Here is an 18315-nt window from a genome sequence, read left to right on the forward strand (position 1 = left end):
CGCCCGCCGCGCCGCCGAGGCCGCGGCGCCGGCCCGGCGCGCCCCCCGACCCGTCCTCGCCCCTCGTCCGCGAGGTGGACCGGCTGCTGCTGCCCGGCGGCCGCGCCGCCGCCACCGGCGCGGCGCTGGAGACCGAGCGGATGCGGCGCCCGGTGGCGCCCGGCACCGTCCTCACCTCGTTCGACCGGCTGGACGCCAAGGGCTGGCTGCGCGCCGACCAGATCAACGTCGACCTCGGCGCGCCCGTCCGGGCCGACTACCTGTCCCCGGGCCCGGTCGCGTCCACCGCGCCGCTGTCCGAGCAGGCGGCACGGGCGGGCGCCATCGCCGGGGTGAACGGCGACTTCTTCGACATCAACAACACCGGCGCCGCCAACGGCGCGGCCGTCGACGACGGGAAGCTGGTCAAGTCGGCCGTCCCCGGCTGGTCCACCAAGACCGCCGGAGTCAACGTCGACGGGCTGGGGCAGATCGCCGACATGCTGCTGGAGGGCGAACTCACCCTGCCCGGCGGCCGCAAGGCGACCCTCGACCAGTTCAACGCCTCCCGGGTCAAGAAGGACGGCATCGGCGCGTTCACCTCGATGTGGGGCACCGCCACCCGGGGCCGCTCCCTCGCCGACGGCGCGCAGCGCGTCACCGAGGTCCTCGTCCTGGACGGCAAGGTCGTCTCGGTGGACGACGCCCCCGGCGACGGCACGATCCCCGACGACGGGTTCGTCCTGCTCGGCCGGGAGGCGGGCGGCGACCTGCTGCGCACGCTCAAACCCGGCGACCCCGTGACGATGGCCTACAAGGCCCGCTCGTCCGCGAAGGACGCGGAGTTCGCCGTCGGCGGCAACCAGGTCCTCGTCCGCGACGGGCAGGTCCCCGCGATCAGCGACCCGGCACAGCACCCCCGCACCGCCGTGGGGTTCAGCGCGGACGGCCGCCGCATGATCCTCATGACCGTGGACGGCCGCCAGATCGACAGCCGGGGCGTGACGCTGGCGGAGATGGGCGCGCTGATGAAGGAGGCCGGCGCGCACAACGCCGTCAACCTCGACGGCGGCGGCTCCTCGACGCTGCTGGCGCGCGAGCCCGGCCAGGCCCGCGGCCAGGTCGAGAACCAGCCGTCCGACGGCGCGGAACGCCCCACCCCCAACGGCATCGGGCTGTTCGCCGAGGGCAGCGGGAAGCTGAAGGGCTTCTGGGTGGAGCCCGCCGCCGACCCCGCCGACGCGCCCGGCGTGGGCCCGACCCGCGGCGGCCGTCCCGACCGCGTGTTCCCCGGGCTGACCCGCAGGCTCGTCGCGCGCGGCCACGACGAGGCCCAGGGCCCCGCCGAGGGCGACCCGCGCTGGATCGCGGCCGGACCGCAGGGCCGCGTCACCCGCGACGGCGTGTTCCGCGCCCGCCGCGCCGGCGACATCACCGTGCACGCCGTCGACGGGCGCGCCCGCGGCAAGGTCACGCTGACCGTGCTCGGCGACCTCGCCCGCATCGGCGCCACCACCGACCGGGTGACGATCTCCGGACCGGACGGCACCGGCGCCTTCGGCGTCGTCGGCTTCGACGGGCAGGGCTTCACCGCGCCGATCGAGCCGTCCGACACGAAGCTCACCTACGACACGTCCCTGCTGGACATCAAGCCCGGCGCGGGCGGCTCGTTCGCGGTGTCGCCGCGCAAGGCGTCCGGGTCCACGCTCGTCACGATCGAGGTCGGGGGCCACAAGACGACCGTCCCGATCAGCGTCGGCCTCGACCAGCGGACGATCGCGACGTTCGACGACGGCGACGCGTGGCGGTTCGGCACGGCGCGCGGATCCGGCGCGGTCGAACCGGTCGCCGACGGCCGCACCGGCGCCGGACTCCGGCTGTCGTACGACTTCACCAAGTCGACCGCGACCCGAACCGCGTACGCGTACCCGCCGAAGCCCATCGAGATCGAGGGCCAGCCGCAGGCCCTCGGCGCCTGGGTGTACGGCCACGGCAAGGGCGAATGGACGGCGTTCACCATCACCGACGCCAACGACCAGACGTACTCGCTGTACGGCCCGTACATCACGTGGGAGGGGTGGCGCTACCTCGAGATGAAGGTGCCCGCCTCAGTCGCGTACCCGATCCGGGTGAACCGCTTCTACACGATCGAGACGTCCGCGAGCCGGCAGTACACCGGCGAGGTCCTCATCGACGACTTCGTCGCGAAGGTGCCGCCGTCCGTGGAGACGCCGCCCGCGCAGCGCGCCCCCGCCGACCCGATGGTGATCCGCGACGGCACGGTGAACGGCGAACGGTGGCGGTTCGCGGTGCTGTCGGACGCCCAGTTCGTCGCGGCGAACCCCGACAGCGTCTACGTCCAGCGCGCCCGCCGCACCCTCCGGGAGGTGCTCGCCGCCAAGCCCGACTTCCTCGTCATCAACGGCGACTTCGTCGACACCGGCACCGAGGCCGACTTCGCGCTCGCCAAGCGCATCCTCGACGAGGAACTCGGCGGGAAACTGCCGTACCACTACGTCCCCGGCAACCACGAGATCTACGGCCCCGGCACCATCGACAACTTCCGGAAGGCGTTCGGCGAGCCGTCCCGGACGTTCGACCACAAGGGCACCCGGTTCGTCCTGCTGGACTCGTCCACCGGCACCTACCGCACCAGCTCCTTCGACCAGATCCGCATGCTGCGCACCGCCCTGGACGACGCGCGCCGCGACCGCTCGATCGGCTCGGTCGTCGTGTTCGGCCACCACCCGGCCCGGGACCCGCTGCCGTCCAAGAACAGCCAGCTCTCCGACCGCAAGGAGGCGGCGATGCTCGAGGAGTGGCTGGCGGAGTTCCGCGCCGAGTCGGGCAAGGGCGCGGCCGTGGTCAACGCCCACGTCGGCGTGTTCCACGCGTCCCGGGTGGACGGCGTCCCGTCGTTCGTCAACGGCAACTCGGGCAAGGGCGCCGCGGCGGCCCCCGCCGACGGCGGCTTCTCCGGCTGGACGATGTTCGGCGTGACCCCGCCGTCCCCGCTCGACATCGCCCGCACCCGCCGCGACCCGCACGCCGGCGGCCCGCAGTGGCTCAAGGCCGAGGTGCGCCCGCACGTGGACGAGCTGACGCTCGCGGCGCCCCCGTCCGTCCGTCCCGGCGCGTCCGGCGACGTCACGGTCACCGTGCGGCAGAACGACCGGGACATGCCGCTGGCGTACCCGATGAGCGCCGACTGGAGCGGCTCGCCGACCCTGCACATCGGCGATCCGGACGACGCCCGCCGGTGGCACGTCGCCGCGTTCGACCCGTCCACCGGGAAGCTGACGGGACTGCGCCCCGGCACGGTGAAGATCGCGGTGAGGGTCAACGGCGTGGCCCGTGAGGCGACGGTCACCGTCGCTGCGGCCCGGCGAGCGGCCTGACCCCGGCGACCGACCCGGGCGGGGCGACCACGCCCCGCCCGGGTCCGCGCCGGTCAGCGCGGCGGGCGCCACCGCGTCGTCACTCCAAGGACAGGCCCGGCGGGCGCAGCTCCTTGAGGAGCGGCACGAGGATCAGCAGGGCTCTCTCATCGACGATGCCGGGCAGCGCCGACGCGTCCCGGCGGTCGGCGAGCAGCCGGAAGGCGGCGGCCCAGGGACGGGCTTCCGGGTCGTCGTCCCAGAGTTCGCAAAGTTCTTCGAGGGCGTCGCGCGCCTCCCGGTCACCGCCGGCGGCCGCGATGACGGCCTCGAAGACCGGTGCGAGTTCCCGGCGCGCCGCTTCGACGTCCTCTCTCCTCTCCCGGCTCGCCCGCTCGCTCTCCGCCCGCAGTGCCGACAGCGCTTCGGTGAGCCGGTTCTGGGCTTCCGCGAGCCTCTCCTCCGTGCGGGCCGAGCGACGCACCAGCTTGAGGAACGGCGGCCTCCGTCCGTCCGGTGCGGGCAGGCGGTCGGCGATCCAGGCCAAGTCGATCTCCGCGGGGTCCGCGACCTCGTCGAGCAGGTCGTCCAGGAGCCAGCCGTACTCCTCCAGCGGTCGTGCGGCCAGGTCGGGGGACGACATGCCGTGCAGCACCACGCCGGCCAGCAGATGGGCGCACGCGAAGCCGAAGCGGAGCATCGCGTCGTCCTCTTCCATCGGCGTATGGTGCTGCTCGGTCTCCGGTACGCGCGCGAAGAGGATCGCCATGTGCGCGGCGCACGCCTGGAGATGCAGGTTGCCGATGATCAGCGAATCGAGGTCGCCGGCGTAACCGATGGCGAGCGATGTCTCGTGGAACCTGGACATGTCGGCGAAACGGCCCCGCAGCGCGTCCACCGCCGTGCGCGCGACGATCGCCCGGTAGTTCCCGTCGACGTCATCGGTGGTCGCCGCGATCCGCTGCGCACCGTCGAGGAGGGCCTCGGCCTCGTCGAGGCGTCCCAGCGCGGCCAGGGCCTGCGCCTTCTGCAGCGTCGGCGTGGTCATCGCGCTCAGCGGGGCGCGGCGCCGCGCCCGGAGCAGCAGCAGCCGGTCCGTGTACCTGAGCGACTCGTCCCAGCGATGCAGAAGGGCGCACGCCGACATCGCCGTCTCCAGTGCCTCTTCCAGCGTGCGCGCACGCGTGAGCTCCGCCACCGGGTGGAGGTCGCGCCGGCCGTCCTCGCCGGTGTCGGCGATCGCGCCCGCGCGGGAAAGCGCCTCCTCCGCGTCGCCCAGAGCGAGGAGGCGGCGGGCGTTCAGCTGGCCGAGCCGGTCCGCGTAAGTCCGGTCTCGGCCGGCCCCTTCCAGCGCCGCCGCGACCTCGGAGGAAAGCCCGTCGTACGCGTCGTGATCGTGGAGTTCCAGAAGGAGGTTCAGGAGGAACAGCCCGATGAAGGCCGAGATATCTGGTTCGTCCGCCGCCTGTGCGTAGAGGTCCGCCAGACGCGCACGCCGGTCGAGGGGCGATCCGGTCGTGAGCGCGGTGGCCAGCGCGACGAGGAGGCCCTCCCGCCCGCCGTCGTCGGGCCGCCACAGCCGGGCGGCGATCCAGAACGGCCGCAGCTCGCCCGCCGACGTGACGCCCGCGTCCACCGCCGTGCACAGCAGCCGCAGCGCCTCCTCGGACCGACCCTCCTCGATGAGCTCCAGGCTGACCGGAAGGTACCTGTCCCAGCTGCCCTCCGGGACCTCTGGCGGGGGTTCCTCCTGCGGCGCCGTGGGCTCTGGGAGGGTGCGCCTCCGCCCCGATCGAGCCCCGCCGGCCCGCAGCAACTCGCCCGCGAACGGGACGAGCTGCCATCCCGTGGCGGTTTCGACGGCGACGCCCCGGGCGAGCAGGCCCTCCGCCGGGAACTCGGGCACCTCGCCGTCGCCACCGTCGTCCCTCACCCGCCACCACTGCGGCCAGGCCTCCTCGATCTCCGCCGTCGTGATCGCCTCCTGCAACGTGGCGGAGACCGCGATGAGCGTGGCGAGCGAGCGTTCTCGCGCGTCCAGTCCGGCGGTGACCCGCGCCGCCCACCGGGCGGCCTCCACCGCGGGCCGCCATGCCGGCTCGCCCCTGTTCAAGTCGCCTCGCGCGATACGGCGCAGTTCCGCGAGCGCCTCCTTCAGCCCGAGGTCGGCGCCGACGGCGTCGAGGACGGCCATGGCACCGGGACTCCTGTCGGTGCCGTCGACCAGGGCGGTCAGCTCCGTCTGCAGAGCGGAGAGTTCCTCCTCGCCGTCCGCCAGCTCCTGGACGACGCCGCCGAGCCTCGGCAGCTCCGCCGCGAGCAGCAGCACCTCCGTGGCGGACAGCCCACCGACACCGATCGTCAGGTCCACGCCCTCGACGGGCAGGCGGGAGGTCAGGACCGCACGGGACGCTCCACCGTGCCCGGTGAGCAGCTCGACCGTCTTGCGCCACGACTCCGGAAGACGACCATCGTGCATGACCCGGTCGATCCCGTCGACGACGATGAGGAACCGCCGCTCCCGGAGCGTGCGTGCGGCCTCCCGCCACCCGCCGAGCGGCTCCTCCAGGACGTCCGGGGCGTCGCCCTCGGCGAGCGTCACGCTTACGATGCGTTCGAACAGCCCGCGGGCGGCGTCGGTGAACTCGTCGGCGCAGGCGGTCTTCCCGACGCCGTGTCCACCGGTCAGGACGGCCGAACGGACGGCGCCGCGCGGGCGGAGCAGTACCGACATGCGGCGCAGCTCGTCGGCCCGCCCGACGAAGACGGCCGGGCCGGCGGTCGGCGGCGCGGCGGTCGGCGCGGCGCCCGCTCCGATGCGGAGGTCGGCGCCGGCCGGGGAGTACAGGACGGGCGTGAACTCGGCGAGCAGGCCGAGCGCGTCGTCGTGGACCGAGTCGCGAGCCCCGCGCAGCGCGTTCCCGTATGCCTCCTCGACGGACCGGCCCTCCAGCAGCAGGCCCTCGTAGAAAGCGGTCGCGTAGTGGCGGGCGAAGGAGTCGTCGACGGCGAAGCGCATGGCGACGACGACCGTGTCCAGGCTCCGGGCGAGCCGCACCGCCACCCCCTGCGTGCCCGGCTCCGGAGGCGGCACGTCCCGCGCCGCGCCGTCGTGGAGCCGGCCGATCAGCCGGGCGGCCTGGTTGGCGCCGGTGTCGCAGGCACCGAGGACGAGGAGCCGCACCCGGCCCCGCTGGGGTTCGAGCATCGAGCCGAGCTCGTCGGCGGTGACGAGGTCCCGCGCGCCGGTGTCGTCGGCGAGCACGAGCCCGTCCCGCGCGCCGTGCCCGCCGAAGTGAACGACGTCGAACTCCTCCTCCGCGAGGAGCTCGCGAAGGGTCTCGCGAGTGACGCCGTACTGCAGGCACGTCAAGGACACGGGCAGGTGAGCCGCCGCCGCGCGTGCGGCGATCGATTGCAGGGCCAGGCGCTCCGCCCGCAGCCCGAGCTCGGCGATATCGGAGGGAAGGGGGAAGACCGCCAGCATCTTGGTCGCCGGCGGTGTCGTGTGCGCCGGCCCGCCGCCGCCGACCCGGAAGCCGAAGGTCACTCCGAGCGAGGCGAGGGAACGCCCGGCCACCTGGGCGAGCTCCAGCGGAGCCGCCAGCAGCCGGTGCAGGCCGGGGGCGAGGTCGACGGTGACGCCGGTGGGCGGCCGCGCGGCGAGCTCGGCCGCCAGGCCGGGGCCGAGCACCTTCGCGGTGATCCAGGTTCCGAGATCGTCGAGCAGTTCCCGCAGATGCGCGGCACCGAATCCGGAAACGCTGTAGCGACTGAGGTGACCCGAAAGATCATTGAAGGGTTCCCGGCGCCAATCGCTGTCCAGCTCGACCCGCGTGGTGGCGATTCTTGCGCCGCCGGACAGCAGCTCCCAGGTCCAGGCGGCATCGCCGGTGCCGTCCACCGCACGCAGAACGAGTCGCCGCATGCCGCCCCCTCTGTCTCCGCCCCGCCAACGGCGTCTATCTGGAATAATCGATATCATGCCCGAACCACGGGAAGGCGTACCGGAAACGCCGGTGCAGTGGGCGTCGCCGGGAGAATTCGGCCAGCCTGCGGCGACGGACATACGAACCGGGGTGGCGACACCCCTGCTGGCCGGTTTCTCTATCGCTCTGCTGGCCAGTGTCGGCCAGGGGCCAGGCTCATTCCGGTGGGCGGGCGCGGCAATCTTCTTTCTGCTGCTGGCGGGCGGCCTCTTCACCCTGTCCCTACAGGTAGGTTTTCGTTCCCGCAGCAAGCTTTACAGCCGGGACGAGGCCCTTTCCTGGGGGCGGATCAACCAGCTTCCGGAGGACGTCGACGAGCGCGTCCGGGCGGAGGTCCAGCGCCGCCATGTCGCCCTCTGGCGCCGCAGCCAGCGGTTCGTGCAGATCTCTTACAACGCCGGTATCGCGACGCTGGCTTTCGCGCTGTCGCTCGCGGCCGCACCACCGGCCCGTTACGGCGACGACCCGCTGACGGGTGCCGAGCAGAGCTGGCGCTGGGCGGCGACCACGCTCGGCCTCATATTCACGATCTTCCAGGTCGGCTGGATCGTGCACGACGAATTCCGGCACCGGAAGCGTCTTCGCGAAGCTCGACAGAGATCGGGCGGAGTGCGACCATGATTTCATGTCGAATCCGCGCAGTGATCCGCCTTCCGTAGTCCTATGCCCGCATGGTTACCCGATCGATCTTCGACCGGCGTGCTGCGCGGCCGAGGAGGACTCGGATGACGAGTCGTGAGCCAGAGCGGCCGTGAACCATGGCGAGAACATGCGGACTCAAGAAGTTCTTGTGCCCGGGGTCGAACGGTCTTCCCATCTGTCCATTGTTCAAACTGTACTGCCCCAGCATGTACGGTTTTCTCGATCTGAAGAAGATCCGTATGGAGAGTCCGTCCGAGATCTTGGAGAACGCCCCCTCCGAAGAGCCCAAGGCCGATGCGCTCCCGAATGGGGAGACGGCCCGGGGGTGACCTGCGACCCTCGCGCGCGGCGGCAGGGGTGACAAAGGAAGCGCGGCCCGCTTCGGGCGGCGTTCACGGGCCGGACCTCGACCGAGGACGACCAGTCCCCGGCGTCGCCTCGACCGCGTCAGCCCACTGCCGACCGGAACATGTGGTACCCCCTACCGGATTCGAACCGGCGCTACCGCCTTGAAAGGGCGGCGTCCTAGGCCGCTAGACGAAGGGGGCCCGGTGGCGCGGCGCGTGCGCCGCTCGACCGTGACAAGTGTAGGGGACAACGTGGGCCGCCGCACAAACGGTTATCCCCCTCCAGGGTCGGACGTGCGGGGCGAGGCGCCGAACGGGGACGGTGAGGGCGGCGGGGACGGGGTGCGGGACGGCCAGTCGGACGGCCATTCGGACGGGAACGGGGAGATCGGGGAGGACGGCGGCGCGATCGCGGGCGGGCGCGGCTGGATCGCCCGGTCCGGATCGGGTTCGAGTTGCCGCTCGATCTGGGCGGAGGTGAGGCCGAGGCCGCCGAGGCGCAGGTCGTCCCAGCCCTGCAGGCGCTTGCTGGAACGGTTGAAGTACAGGACGGACAGTTCGAACGGCGTGGGCTCCTCGTGTTCGAGGCCGCGCAGCCCGGCGGCGCCGGTGGAGCCCTGCACGGACAGGCGGGTGCCGGTCGGGAGGAGCTCCGTCGAACGCTTGTGGGTGTGCCCGGACAGGACGAGCGGGGTCAGCCCGGAGAACGCCTTGCCCTCGGTGGGGTCGTGGACGACGGCGATGTCCGGGTTCGCCCGGGCCTCGCGGAGCTTCTCGGCGAGGACGGCGCCCTGCGCGTAGAGCTGCCCGCCGCCCACGTGGTCGTCGCGGGTGGACTTGTCGGGGGTGAACCGGGGGTCGCCGACGCCGTACACGCGCAGGCCCTCGACCTCGCGGGTCTCGTCGTCCAGGACGATCGCGTTGTCCTGCTCGGCGACGGCCTCGGCGGTCTCCGCGGAGTCGTGGTTGCCGCGGACGTACACGTAGGGGACGTCGAGGTCCTCGATGGAGTTCGCGAACTCGTTCTCGGCCTCGCTGCCGTGGTCCATGAGGTCGCCGCTGTCGATGACGAAGTCCACCTGGAACTGCGTGGCGACCGAGTCGATGACGTTCCACGCCGCCGGGTTGAGGTGGATGTCGGAGACGTGCAGGACCCGGATCGTGGACGGGTCGGGCTCGTACACCGGCAGCGTGGACGTCGTCGCGTACAGCTCGGAGACGTTGCCGACGAGCTTGGCGAGCTGCTCGCGGTAGGCGGAGAAGCGGTCGACGAGGTTCTGGGCGTCGCCGACGACCTGCGGGGCGTTCGCGAGCAGGCCGGTGTAGCGCGGTTCGCTGATCGCGCGCGGGTTGAACGTCGACCACGTCAGCGCGAGGACGGCGGCCATGCCGGCGGCGGCCGAGCCCATGCCGAGGAGGGCGCGCCGCCACGACCGGAACAGGACGAGCGTCGCGATGAAGCTCGCGGCGAGGGCGAGGACGGCGGCGCGGACGAGCAGGTCCTTGACGCCGACGCGGAGCTGGTCGGCGATCTGGTCGGTGACCCGGGTCAGTTCGACGTCGTCCTCGATGAGCCGCTGCGCCTCGTCGGGGCGGACCTCGGTGAGCTTGGCCTCGAGGGCGAGCGGCCCCCAGTGCGTGTCGAGCCGCAGGGCCCCGATGGGCGGCAGTTCGAGGGACGTCCCGCCGTGCAGGGACGGCTGGAGGGCGAGCTGGACGTTCGTGGGGCCGACGGGGGTGACGACGCGGCCGCCGAGCAGCAGGCCGAGGTATCCGGCGGCGAGGCCGGCGAGGACGACGTACAGGACGCGGGACGGGCGGCTGCGGAGCGCGCGTCCGGTACGGCGGGCGCCCGCGGCGGCGCGGCGGGCGGCGGGGGCGAGGGCGGTGCGGGCGCGGCGGGCTGCGGGGGAGCCGCCGAGGCGGCGGAGGCCGGAGCCGAGCCGGGAACCGGTCTGGGCCATCGCGGCGCGGACCTTGGGCACGGGTCCCCTTCCTGTCGAGCAGAATGGCCGGTGTGATCGAGTTGTCGCGTGAGGCGTTCGAGGACCTGGTGGGCGAGGCCCTCGACAACATCCCGCCCGAGCTGACCGCCCACATGCGCAACGTCGTCATCGTCGTCGAGGATGACGCGCCCGAGGACGGGCTGCTCGGTCTTTACCAAGGCGTACCCCTAACCGAACGGGGGGACTGGTACGGCGGTGTCCTGCCCGATCACATTTCGATCTACCGCAGGGAGATCCTCCGGATCTGCGATACGGAGGAGGATGTGGTGGATGAGGTGCGGATCACCGTGGTCCATGAGATCGCCCATCATTTCGGAATCGACGATGACAGGTTGCACGACCTGGGCTACTGATCGCGAATAAGTCACAGCAATCGGGCACTGTAGGTCACATAACTGCCACACAGCGTGAGTTAATAGGGGTGTCGTCCAACCCGGGACGGCCCGACCTGGAGCGCGCGTGGCGGGAAGGCAGAGACGGACCGGCAGGCACCGCCGCCCGCCGGAGGCGCAGGCGACCTACCGTGAGGTCTTCGCGGTGCGGGAGTTCCGCGCGCTTTGGCTGGCGCAGGCGCTGTCGTTCATCGGTGACCAGCTCGCGCAGGTGGCGCTGGCCGTCCTGGTGTACGAGCGCACCGGCAACGCGCTGCTCACCGCCGCCACCTACGCGCTGACGTACCTGCCGCCGATCCTCGGCGGCCCTCTCCTGTCGGGCCTCGCCGACGTGTTCCCGCGCCGCACCGTGATGATCGTCTGCGATGTGCTGCGGGCGGTGCTGGTCGCGCTGATGGCCGTGCTGGCGCTGCCGTTAGGGGCGCTGTGCGTCCTGGTGTTCCTCACGGTGCTGCTGGGGACGCCGTTCACGGCGGCGCGCGCGGCGGTCCTCCCGGACGTCCTGGAGGGCGACCGGTTCGTCGCCGGGACGGCGATCAACAACATCACCCACCAGGTCACGCAGATGCTGGGGTTCCTGGCGGGCGGCGCGATCGTCGCGGCGGTCGGCGCCCGGGAGGCCCTCGCCCTCAACGCCCTCACGTTCGGCGCGTCCGCGGTCATCCTCGTCGGGGGCCTGCGGCGCCGCCCGGCGCCGAAGCGGCGGGACGCGCAGTCGCTCGGCCTGTGGCGCGGCATGCGGGACGGCGCCCGCCTGGTGTTCGGCGACCCGACGCTGCGCTCGCTCGTGTCGTTCGCGTGGCTGTGCGCGTTCTACACGATCCCCGAGGGCCTCGCCGCCCCGTACGCGGCGACGTTCGACGACAGCCCGGTGACGGTCGGGCTGCTGATGTCGGCGATGCCGACGGGCATGGTGGTCGGCGCGTTCCTGTACAGCCGGTTCGTCCGCCCGGCGAGCCGGCTGCGGTCGATGGGGTGGATGGCGATGCTGGCGTGCCTGCCGCTCGTCGGGGCGGGGTTGCAGCCGCCGCTGTGGGCGGTGCTGCTGCTGTGGGCGCTGTCGGGCGTGGGCAGCGCGTACCAGCTCGCGGCGAACGCGGCGTTCGTCGCCGCGGTGCCGCCGAGCGGACGGGGCCAGGCGTTCGGCCTGGCGCAGTCCGGCATCCTCGCGGGTCAGGGGCTGGGCATCCTGGTCGGCGGGGCCGTCGCCGAGGTGCTCGGCCCCCAGACCGTGGTGGCGCTCGCGGGCGTCCTCGGCCTGTCGGCCGCCGCGATGCTCACCCTGTCGTGGAACCAGGTCCGCGGTGCGGCGATCACGCACGCGGCGTCCGTCGTCGCCAAGGCGGGCGACGACGCCCGCAGTTCGGCCCCCGCCTCTTAGGCGGAGGTCTTCTGCCGCTTGGTGTTGACGGCGTCCTTCGCCTTGCGGACGGCGTCCTGGAACGCCGGGGAGTCGCCGGCCTTCTTCGCGAGGTCCTCGGCGATCGACTTCGGCGCGCCCTCGTCGGGCATCAGCAGCCAGCCGAGCACGTAGAGGGCGATGCCGGCGCCGCCGAACAGCGTGAAGACGGCGAGCCCGAGCCGGACGATGTTGGGGTCCACGCCCAGGAACCGTCCGGTGCCCGCGCACACGCCCGCGATGAGGCGCCCCTCGTGCGTTCGTCTGAGCGTCTTGCCTGCGGTGCTCTTCTCCATGTCCATACCTCGATCATGCCCACGCAGAGCCGAACCTGACATCCGGATTCGCCCTGATTCGCCCCTGAGACCGCCCTGGTCCGGTAGGGGGAGGAACGCCACTTGGCGGCGTTGCGTAGGGTGAATGGCTGAGACGCAGGTCAAGCGATCGTAGGGAGTCGCATGAGAATCGGGATCGTCGGGGCCACCGGCCAGGTCGGGAGCGTGATGCGGGAGATCCTCGCGGAACGCGCCTTCCCGGTGGACGAGCTGCGCCTGTTCGCGTCCGCGCGGTCCGCCGGGCGCAAGCTGCCGTGGGGGGACGGCGAGGTCACCGTCGAGGACGCCGCCACGGCCGACTACGCGGGCCTCGACATCGTCCTGTTCTCCGCCGGCAAGGGCTCCTCGAAGGAACTCGCGCCGAAGGTCGCCGCCGCCGGGGCCGTCGTCGTCGACAACTCGTCCGCCTGGCGGCTGGACCCGGACGTCCCCCTCGTGGTGTCCGAGGTCAACCCGCACGCCGCCGCGAACCGGCCGAAGGGCATCATCGCCAACCCGAACTGCACCACGATGGCGGCGATGCCGGTGCTGCGTCCCCTGCACGCCGAGGCGGGCCTCGAGGCCCTCGTCGTCTCGACGTACCAGGCGGTGTCGGGCAGCGGCCTCGCGGGCGTGTCGGAGCTGCACGAGCAGAGCCGCAAGGTCGTCGAGAACGCCGACAGGCTCACCCACGACGGCTCCGCGGTCCAGTTCCCCGAGCCGAACGTGTACGTCCGCCCGATCGCGTTCAACGTCCTGGCGATGGCCGGTTCGATCGTGGACGACGGGCTGAACGAGACGGACGAGGAGCAGAAGCTCCGCAACGAGAGCCGCAAGATCCTCGAGATCCCGGACCTCAAGGTCTCGGGCACGTGCGTCCGGGTGCCGGTGTTCACCGGCCACTCGCTGCAGGTGAACGCCCGCTTCGCGCGGCCCCTCAGCCCCGAGCGCGCCGCCGAGCTCCTCGCCGGCGCCCCGGGCGTCGAGCTGACCGACGTCCCCACGCCCCTGCAGGCGGCCGGGCAGGACCCCACCTACGTGGGCCGCATCCGCCGCGACGAGACCGTGGACAACGGACTCTCGCTGTTCTGCTCCGGCGACAACCTCCGCAAGGGCGCCGCCCTCAACACCGTCCAGATCGCGGAGCTGATCGCGGCCGAGAAGAACTGACGCGCACACCCCGACACGGCCCGCGCGCCCCGGTGCGCGGGCCGTCGGCGTTCGTCAGGCGCTTCGGGCGCCCCGGACCTCCAGGGTCTCCAGGAGACGGGCCGTGCTGGCGGCGATCTCCTCGACGGCCCGGTCGAACGCCTCGGCGTTGTGCGCGGCGGGCGCGCGGAACCCGGAGATCTTGCGGACGTACTGGAGCGCGGCCGCCCGGACGTCCTCGTCGGTCGCGTCCTCGGTGAACGGCGGGCGGAGCGTCTTGATGCTGCGGCACATGCGTCCATTGCACCACCCTCGGCGGCGGGCCGCCAGGCGGTGTTCCCGCGGCGGGCGCCGCGTGCGGTCCGGATCCGCTGCGGCCCGGGGGTAAGGAGGCCGTACGGGACGGGCCGAGAATGCGTCCCGTACGGCCTTCCTCGGGCGGGCCCCTGCACACGGGGGGCCCGCCGCGCGGCCGGGCGGGGGTCGGCCGCGCTCCTCGCACGCCCGGAGCGGGGTGGACGTGCGGTCGTGTCCGCCCTCGGATCGTGGACGTCGTCGCGGACTGCGCCGTGACCGGGGGCCGTCCCAAAAAGGACATCGCGGGGGCGTGCGCGGTGTCAACGAGTCCAGCCGGTGTTGGATTTTCAATCCTTGTGAAACAACCTTCTGAAACTACTGAAACCCTGTGCCGACCTGCGGCTACTTGCGGAAGGCGAGGTCGTCGACCCCGGCCTCGACGAGGCTCGCGGTGCCGGCGTCGGCGGCGGTGACGACGATGCGGACGGTCGTGCCCGCGTGCGCGGACACGTCGGCGGTCTGCGCGGTCCACGCGCCGGGGACGTTCGCGGCCGTCCCGCGCCGGTCGAGGACGGTCGTGGAGCCGTTCGGGCCGGTGACGGCGACGCGCAGGTGGTCGTCGGACGAGGCGTTGTTCAGGTGCGCGAGGAACCAGGAGAACGTGAGGGTGCGGGTGCCGTCGGGGAGGGCGATCGGGGCGGACCGGACGCTGGTGGTGCCGCCGTCGAGATCGTTCGCGCCCGCGCCGCTCCCGGCGGACGCCCCGGTGACGAGCGCGTTCGCGCCGCTCGCGGCGCCGGGCTGCAGGGTCACGCCGGACCAGGTCGTCGGCTGCGGGGCGCCGCGCTCGAACGTGCCGGAGGTGGCGGTGTCGGTGCCGTCCGGGTTCGCGGTCCAGCCGCGGTCGGTCTCGAGGCCGTCGGAGTAGACGACGTCGCCGTCCGGCGGGCCGCCGCCGGTTCCGGCGAGCGTCCAGACGGCGTGGGCGATCGCGTCGGCGTTGCGGTCGAGGGCGGTGTCGTCGATGTTCGCGGTGGTGTCGCAGTACGCGTGGTAGCAGCGGTCGTAGGGCGCGTAGGCCTGCCCGCCCCACAGGCGCGCCTCCTCGGCGGTCTTGCGGCCTTCGGCGCCGGTGAACAGGCCGCCGGCGGGGATGCCGACGCGGATGAACGGCCCGTAGTCGGAGCGGCCGTCGAACGCGGTGTCGCGGACGGGGACGCCGATCGCGGTGAAGTGCTCGCGGAGGACGGTTTCGATGCGGGCGGACCCGGCGGGGCCGCCGGGGCCGCTGGAGCCGTCGCCGTCGTAGGCGAAGTAGCCGGGGTTCGGTGAGCCGACCATGTCGAAGTTCAGGTAGCCGCCGATCTTCTGCCGTTCGGCGGACGGCAGGGTGTTGACGTAGTGGGTGGAGCCGAGGAGCCCGAGTTCTTCGGCGCCCCACCAGGCGAAACGCAGGTGCTTGCCGGGCTGGAGGTCCGCGCGGGCGACGGCGAGGGCGGTCTCCAGGATCGCGGCGGAACCGGAGCCGTTGTCGTTGATGCCGGGCCCGGCGGTGACGCCGTCGAGGTGGGCGCCGATCATCAGGACGTCGCCGGGGTCGCCGCCGGGCCAGTCGGCGATGAGGTTGTAGCCGGTGGCGCCGCGGGCGGTGAACGCCTGCACGGTCGTGTCGAACCCGGCCGCGTCGAGCTGGGCTTTCACGTAGTCGAGGGACGCGCGGTAGCCGGACGTGCCGTGGGCGCGGTTGCCGCCGTTGGCGTTCGCGATGCTCTGGAACCGCGTCAGGTGCGCCTTGACGTTGGCGAGGGGGACGTCCGGTGCGGCGGCGGTGGTCGCGGGCGGGGCGGCCGCGGCCGCGGGCGCGAACGCCGTGAGGGCCAGGGCGGCCGCGAGCGTCATCGCAGTGATCTTCATGGGGGCCTCCGGGAAGGGGCGGCCCGTGGCGGGACGGGTCCCGCCACGGGCCGCGAGCGGGGTCAGGAACGGGTGATCTCGACGTTGTCGACGGCGCCCTCGACGAGGCTGGCGGTGGACGCGTCGGCGGCCTCGACGACGATGCGGACGGTCTGGCCCGCGTACGCCGACAGGTCGTGCGTCGCCGTCCGCCAGGTCGCGGCGCGGTTGGCGGCCGCCCCGGTCTCGTTCAGCACCGTACGGGAGCCGCCCGGCCCGACGACCGAGACGCGCAGGTAGTCGGTGGAGGCGCTGTTGTTCAGGTGCGCGAAGTACCAGTCGAACGACAGCGTGAGCGTCCCGTCGGGGAGGGCGATCGCGGGGGACCGGACGGACGTGACGCCGCCGTCGACGTCGCCCGAGCCCGCGTCCGTCCCGGCGGCGCCGGTGACCAGGTCGTTCGACCCGCCGGACGCGCCGAGCTGCAGGTCGACGCCGGACCAGGACGTCGGCTGCGGGGTGCCGCGCTCGAACCGGCCGGCCGTCGCGGTGTCGGTGCCGTTCGGGTTCGCCGTCCAGCCGCGGTCGGTCTCGAAGTCGTCGGCGAAGACGGGTCCGCCGGGCCCGCCGTCGCCGACGGTGAGCGTGAACGCGGCGGTGCGCTCGATGGCCGTGCCCTGCCCGAGGACGGTGAGCCGGTACGTCCCGTCCGGGGTGCCCGCGGGGATCGACACGGTCATCGTGGACGACTGCCCGGACGTCACCGCGGACGGCGCGAACGTCGCGGTCGGGCCCGCGGGGTTGCTCGTCGCGGACAGCGCGACCCGCTGGGCGCTCCCGCCGGTCGTCGCGGTGTTCACGGTCGCGGTGACGGTGCCGCCGGGCTCGCCGGTGCCCGTGCCGGGGCTGACGGTGAGGGAGAAGTCGTTCTGCTGCGTGCCGCAGGACGCCTCACCGGACTGCTGGGGCACGTTGACCGCGCTCCACGCCGCCTTCACCGCGTTGCACTCGGCGGGGGAGCCGGGGAAGAGTTCCAGGGCGGCGTTGACGGTCTCGACGCGCGCGCGGGCGTGCGTCCAGGAGTAGGTCTTGCGGTTGAGGCCGCCCATGAAGATCTGTCCGGCCTTCTCGATGCCGATCCCGGTGACGGACGAACCGTTGCACGTCGGGCTGCTCGGCCCGTCCGACGGGTTCGAGCCCTCGGCCAGCAGGTAGAACCAGTGGTTCTGCGGGCCCGCCGCCGCGTGCACCTCGGTGTTCGGGATGGACGACGAGTAGCAGTTGGGGTGCCCCTTGGCCTGCGGGTTGTACATGTTGCGGATCGGGCCGGACCCGACGAGGTCGACCTCCTCGCCGACGAGGTAGTCGGGCTCGTCGTAGGTGGCGGACTCGGCGGCGTAGTACTCGGTCAGCGCGCCGAAGATGTCGCCCGCCGACTCGTTCAGCCCGCCCTTCTCGTTGCCGCCGCCGCCGGAGCCGCCCGGCGTCTCCTGGAAGATCGCGTGCCCGAACTCGTGGGCGACGACGTCGAACGGGGTGGCCTGCCGGGTGCCGGCCTGGTTGCGGCCGAAGTTGGTGAACGAGCCGTTCCAGTAGGCGTTGGCCTGGTTGAGGCCGACCCGGATCGGGAACCCGCCGCCGCGGCCGTCGATGCCGTTGCGCCCGAGCCAGGAGCCGAGCATGTCCCATTCCTTCTGGGCGGCGTACATGGCGTCGACGCACGCGGTCTCGAGGTCGCGGCCGCCGCCGTTGCCCCACGCGCTGTCGGTGCCGGTGTAGGTGCCGCCGTTCTGCCCGCCGCACCGGATGCCCGGCCGCTGCGGGTCGGTCATCTGCTGCGCGGCGGTGCTGACGTCGACGGTGCCGTGGTAGTAGCTGCGGTCGTCGGCGATGTCGCGGACGTCGTCCCAGGAGTCCGCGACCTTCCCGGTGCGGGCGTCCACCAGCACGTGCAACCGGGTGGGGGCGCCGCCGTCGGTGCCGGTGACGACGGTCTCGTAGACGAGCCGCCCGGAGCCGTCGGCGAGCACCGTCAGCCGCGGTTCGGACGTCTTCGCGGCGTCGTCCACGCGGGCCCGCGCGGTCTTCGCCGCCTGCTCGGCCGGAATGCCGGGTTTCGTGGCGACGTCGAGGCGCCGCTCCTGCCCGACGGACGTGCTGAGCACGCCGCCGGTCTTGTTCGTCGTGACGACGAAGTCGCCGCCCAGCACGGGCAGGCCCTTGTAGACGCGCTCGTAGGCGACGTGCTGGAGGCCGTTCTGCCCGGACGTGACGCCGCGCCGGACGACGCGTTCGTCCGGCGACGTGCGGAACTCCTTGGGCTTCGCGGCGACGAGGCGGTCGGCGGACGCGGCGGCGAGCGCGCGGGGGTCGGGCTGCGGCGCCGCCGGGGCGGTGCGGGTGGCACCTGCGGCGGGGGCGGACATCGCCACGGCGAGGCCGACGGCGAGCGCCGCCGCCCCGAACGCGGTCTGGTGTCTCACAGGGACGCTCCTTCCAGGGGCCGCCGGGGGGACGCCCGGTCCTTGTGG

11 protein-coding genes and 1 tRNA gene are annotated in these 18315 nt (G+C 73.0%); 5 read left to right on the forward strand and 7 right to left on the reverse strand.

The window, feature by feature from the left end; translation table 11 throughout:
* Nucleotides 1–3377 (forward strand): phosphodiester glycosidase family protein (locus tag ACFQ11_RS29880; RefSeq protein WP_378304692.1); only part of this gene is annotated, 3377 nt, incomplete at its 5' end.
* Nucleotides 3378–3456: 79 nt separating this feature from the next.
* Here the strand turns inward: ACFQ11_RS29880 and ACFQ11_RS29885 are convergent.
* A complete protein-coding gene (locus ACFQ11_RS29885; protein ID WP_378304694.1) occupies nt 3457–7284 on the reverse strand; it encodes a CHAT domain-containing protein in 3828 nt (1275 codons plus the stop codon).
* 55 nt (nt 7285–7339) lie between these two features.
* Here ACFQ11_RS29885 and ACFQ11_RS29890 point away from each other — a divergent pair, with 55 nt between their 5' ends.
* Entirely contained in the window at nt 7340–7966 is a 627-nt protein-coding gene (locus tag ACFQ11_RS29890) for a hypothetical protein (protein WP_378304695.1), read from the forward strand.
* A gap of 493 nt (nt 7967–8459) precedes the next feature.
* On the opposite strand, the gene ACFQ11_RS29895 is transcribed toward ACFQ11_RS29890, so the two are convergent.
* Both ACFQ11_RS29895 and ACFQ11_RS29900 read right to left on the reverse strand, forming a co-directional pair.
* Nucleotides 8460–8535: transfer RNA gene (locus ACFQ11_RS29895), tRNA-Glu, on the reverse strand.
* A 71-nt stretch (nt 8536–8606) separates the two neighbouring features.
* On the reverse strand, nt 8607–10319 hold the full coding sequence (locus ACFQ11_RS29900) for a metallophosphoesterase family protein (protein WP_378304697.1): 1713 nt from the start codon (nt 10317–10319) through the stop codon (nt 8607–8609).
* A gap of 32 nt (nt 10320–10351) precedes the next feature.
* On the opposite strand from ACFQ11_RS29900, the gene ACFQ11_RS29905 reads away from it, so the two are divergent.
* Both ACFQ11_RS29905 and ACFQ11_RS29910 read left to right on the forward strand, forming a co-directional pair.
* Nucleotides 10352–10693, forward strand: a complete 342-nt coding sequence (locus tag ACFQ11_RS29905) for a metallopeptidase family protein (RefSeq protein ID WP_378304699.1) — start codon at nt 10352–10354, stop codon at nt 10691–10693.
* 106 nt (nt 10694–10799) lie between these two features.
* Nucleotides 10800–12113, forward strand: coding sequence for an MFS transporter (locus ACFQ11_RS29910; protein ID WP_378304701.1), 1314 nt, complete (start codon nt 10800–10802; stop codon nt 12111–12113).
* On the opposite strand, the gene ACFQ11_RS29915 is transcribed toward ACFQ11_RS29910, so the two are convergent.
* Nucleotides 12110–12433: a PspC domain-containing protein gene (locus ACFQ11_RS29915; protein WP_378304703.1), complete on the reverse strand. Its 324-nt coding sequence runs from the start codon at nt 12431–12433 to the stop codon at nt 12110–12112. The two genes, ACFQ11_RS29910 and ACFQ11_RS29915, sit on opposite strands and share 4 nt — an antisense overlap.
* A gap of 156 nt (nt 12434–12589) precedes the next feature.
* Between ACFQ11_RS29915 and ACFQ11_RS29920 the strand changes: the two genes are divergently transcribed.
* Entirely contained in the window at nt 12590–13615 is a 1026-nt protein-coding gene (locus ACFQ11_RS29920) for an aspartate-semialdehyde dehydrogenase (RefSeq protein ID WP_378304705.1), read from the forward strand.
* Nucleotides 13616–13669: 54 nt separating this feature from the next.
* Here the strand turns inward: ACFQ11_RS29920 and ACFQ11_RS29925 are convergent, their stop codons facing one another.
* From ACFQ11_RS29925 to ACFQ11_RS29935, 3 genes are all read right to left on the reverse strand, one after another.
* A complete protein-coding gene (locus ACFQ11_RS29925) occupies nt 13670–13888 on the reverse strand; it encodes a DUF2277 domain-containing protein (protein ID WP_026403462.1) in 219 nt (72 codons plus the stop codon).
* A gap of 405 nt (nt 13889–14293) precedes the next feature.
* A complete protein-coding gene (locus ACFQ11_RS29930) occupies nt 14294–15805 on the reverse strand; it encodes a M28 family peptidase (RefSeq protein WP_378304708.1) in 1512 nt (503 codons plus the stop codon).
* Nucleotides 15806–15867: 62 nt separating this feature from the next.
* Nucleotides 15868–18267 carry a M4 family metallopeptidase gene (locus tag ACFQ11_RS29935; protein WP_378304710.1) on the reverse strand — a complete coding sequence of 800 codons (2400 nt, stop codon included), beginning with the start codon at nt 18265–18267 and terminating at the stop codon, nt 15868–15870.
* Nucleotides 18268–18315 lie beyond the last annotated feature (48 nt).

The sequence above is a fragment of the Actinomadura sediminis genome (assembly GCF_042675525.1).
Taxonomy (GTDB): domain Bacteria; phylum Actinomycetota; class Actinomycetes; order Streptosporangiales; family Streptosporangiaceae; genus Spirillospora; species Spirillospora sediminis.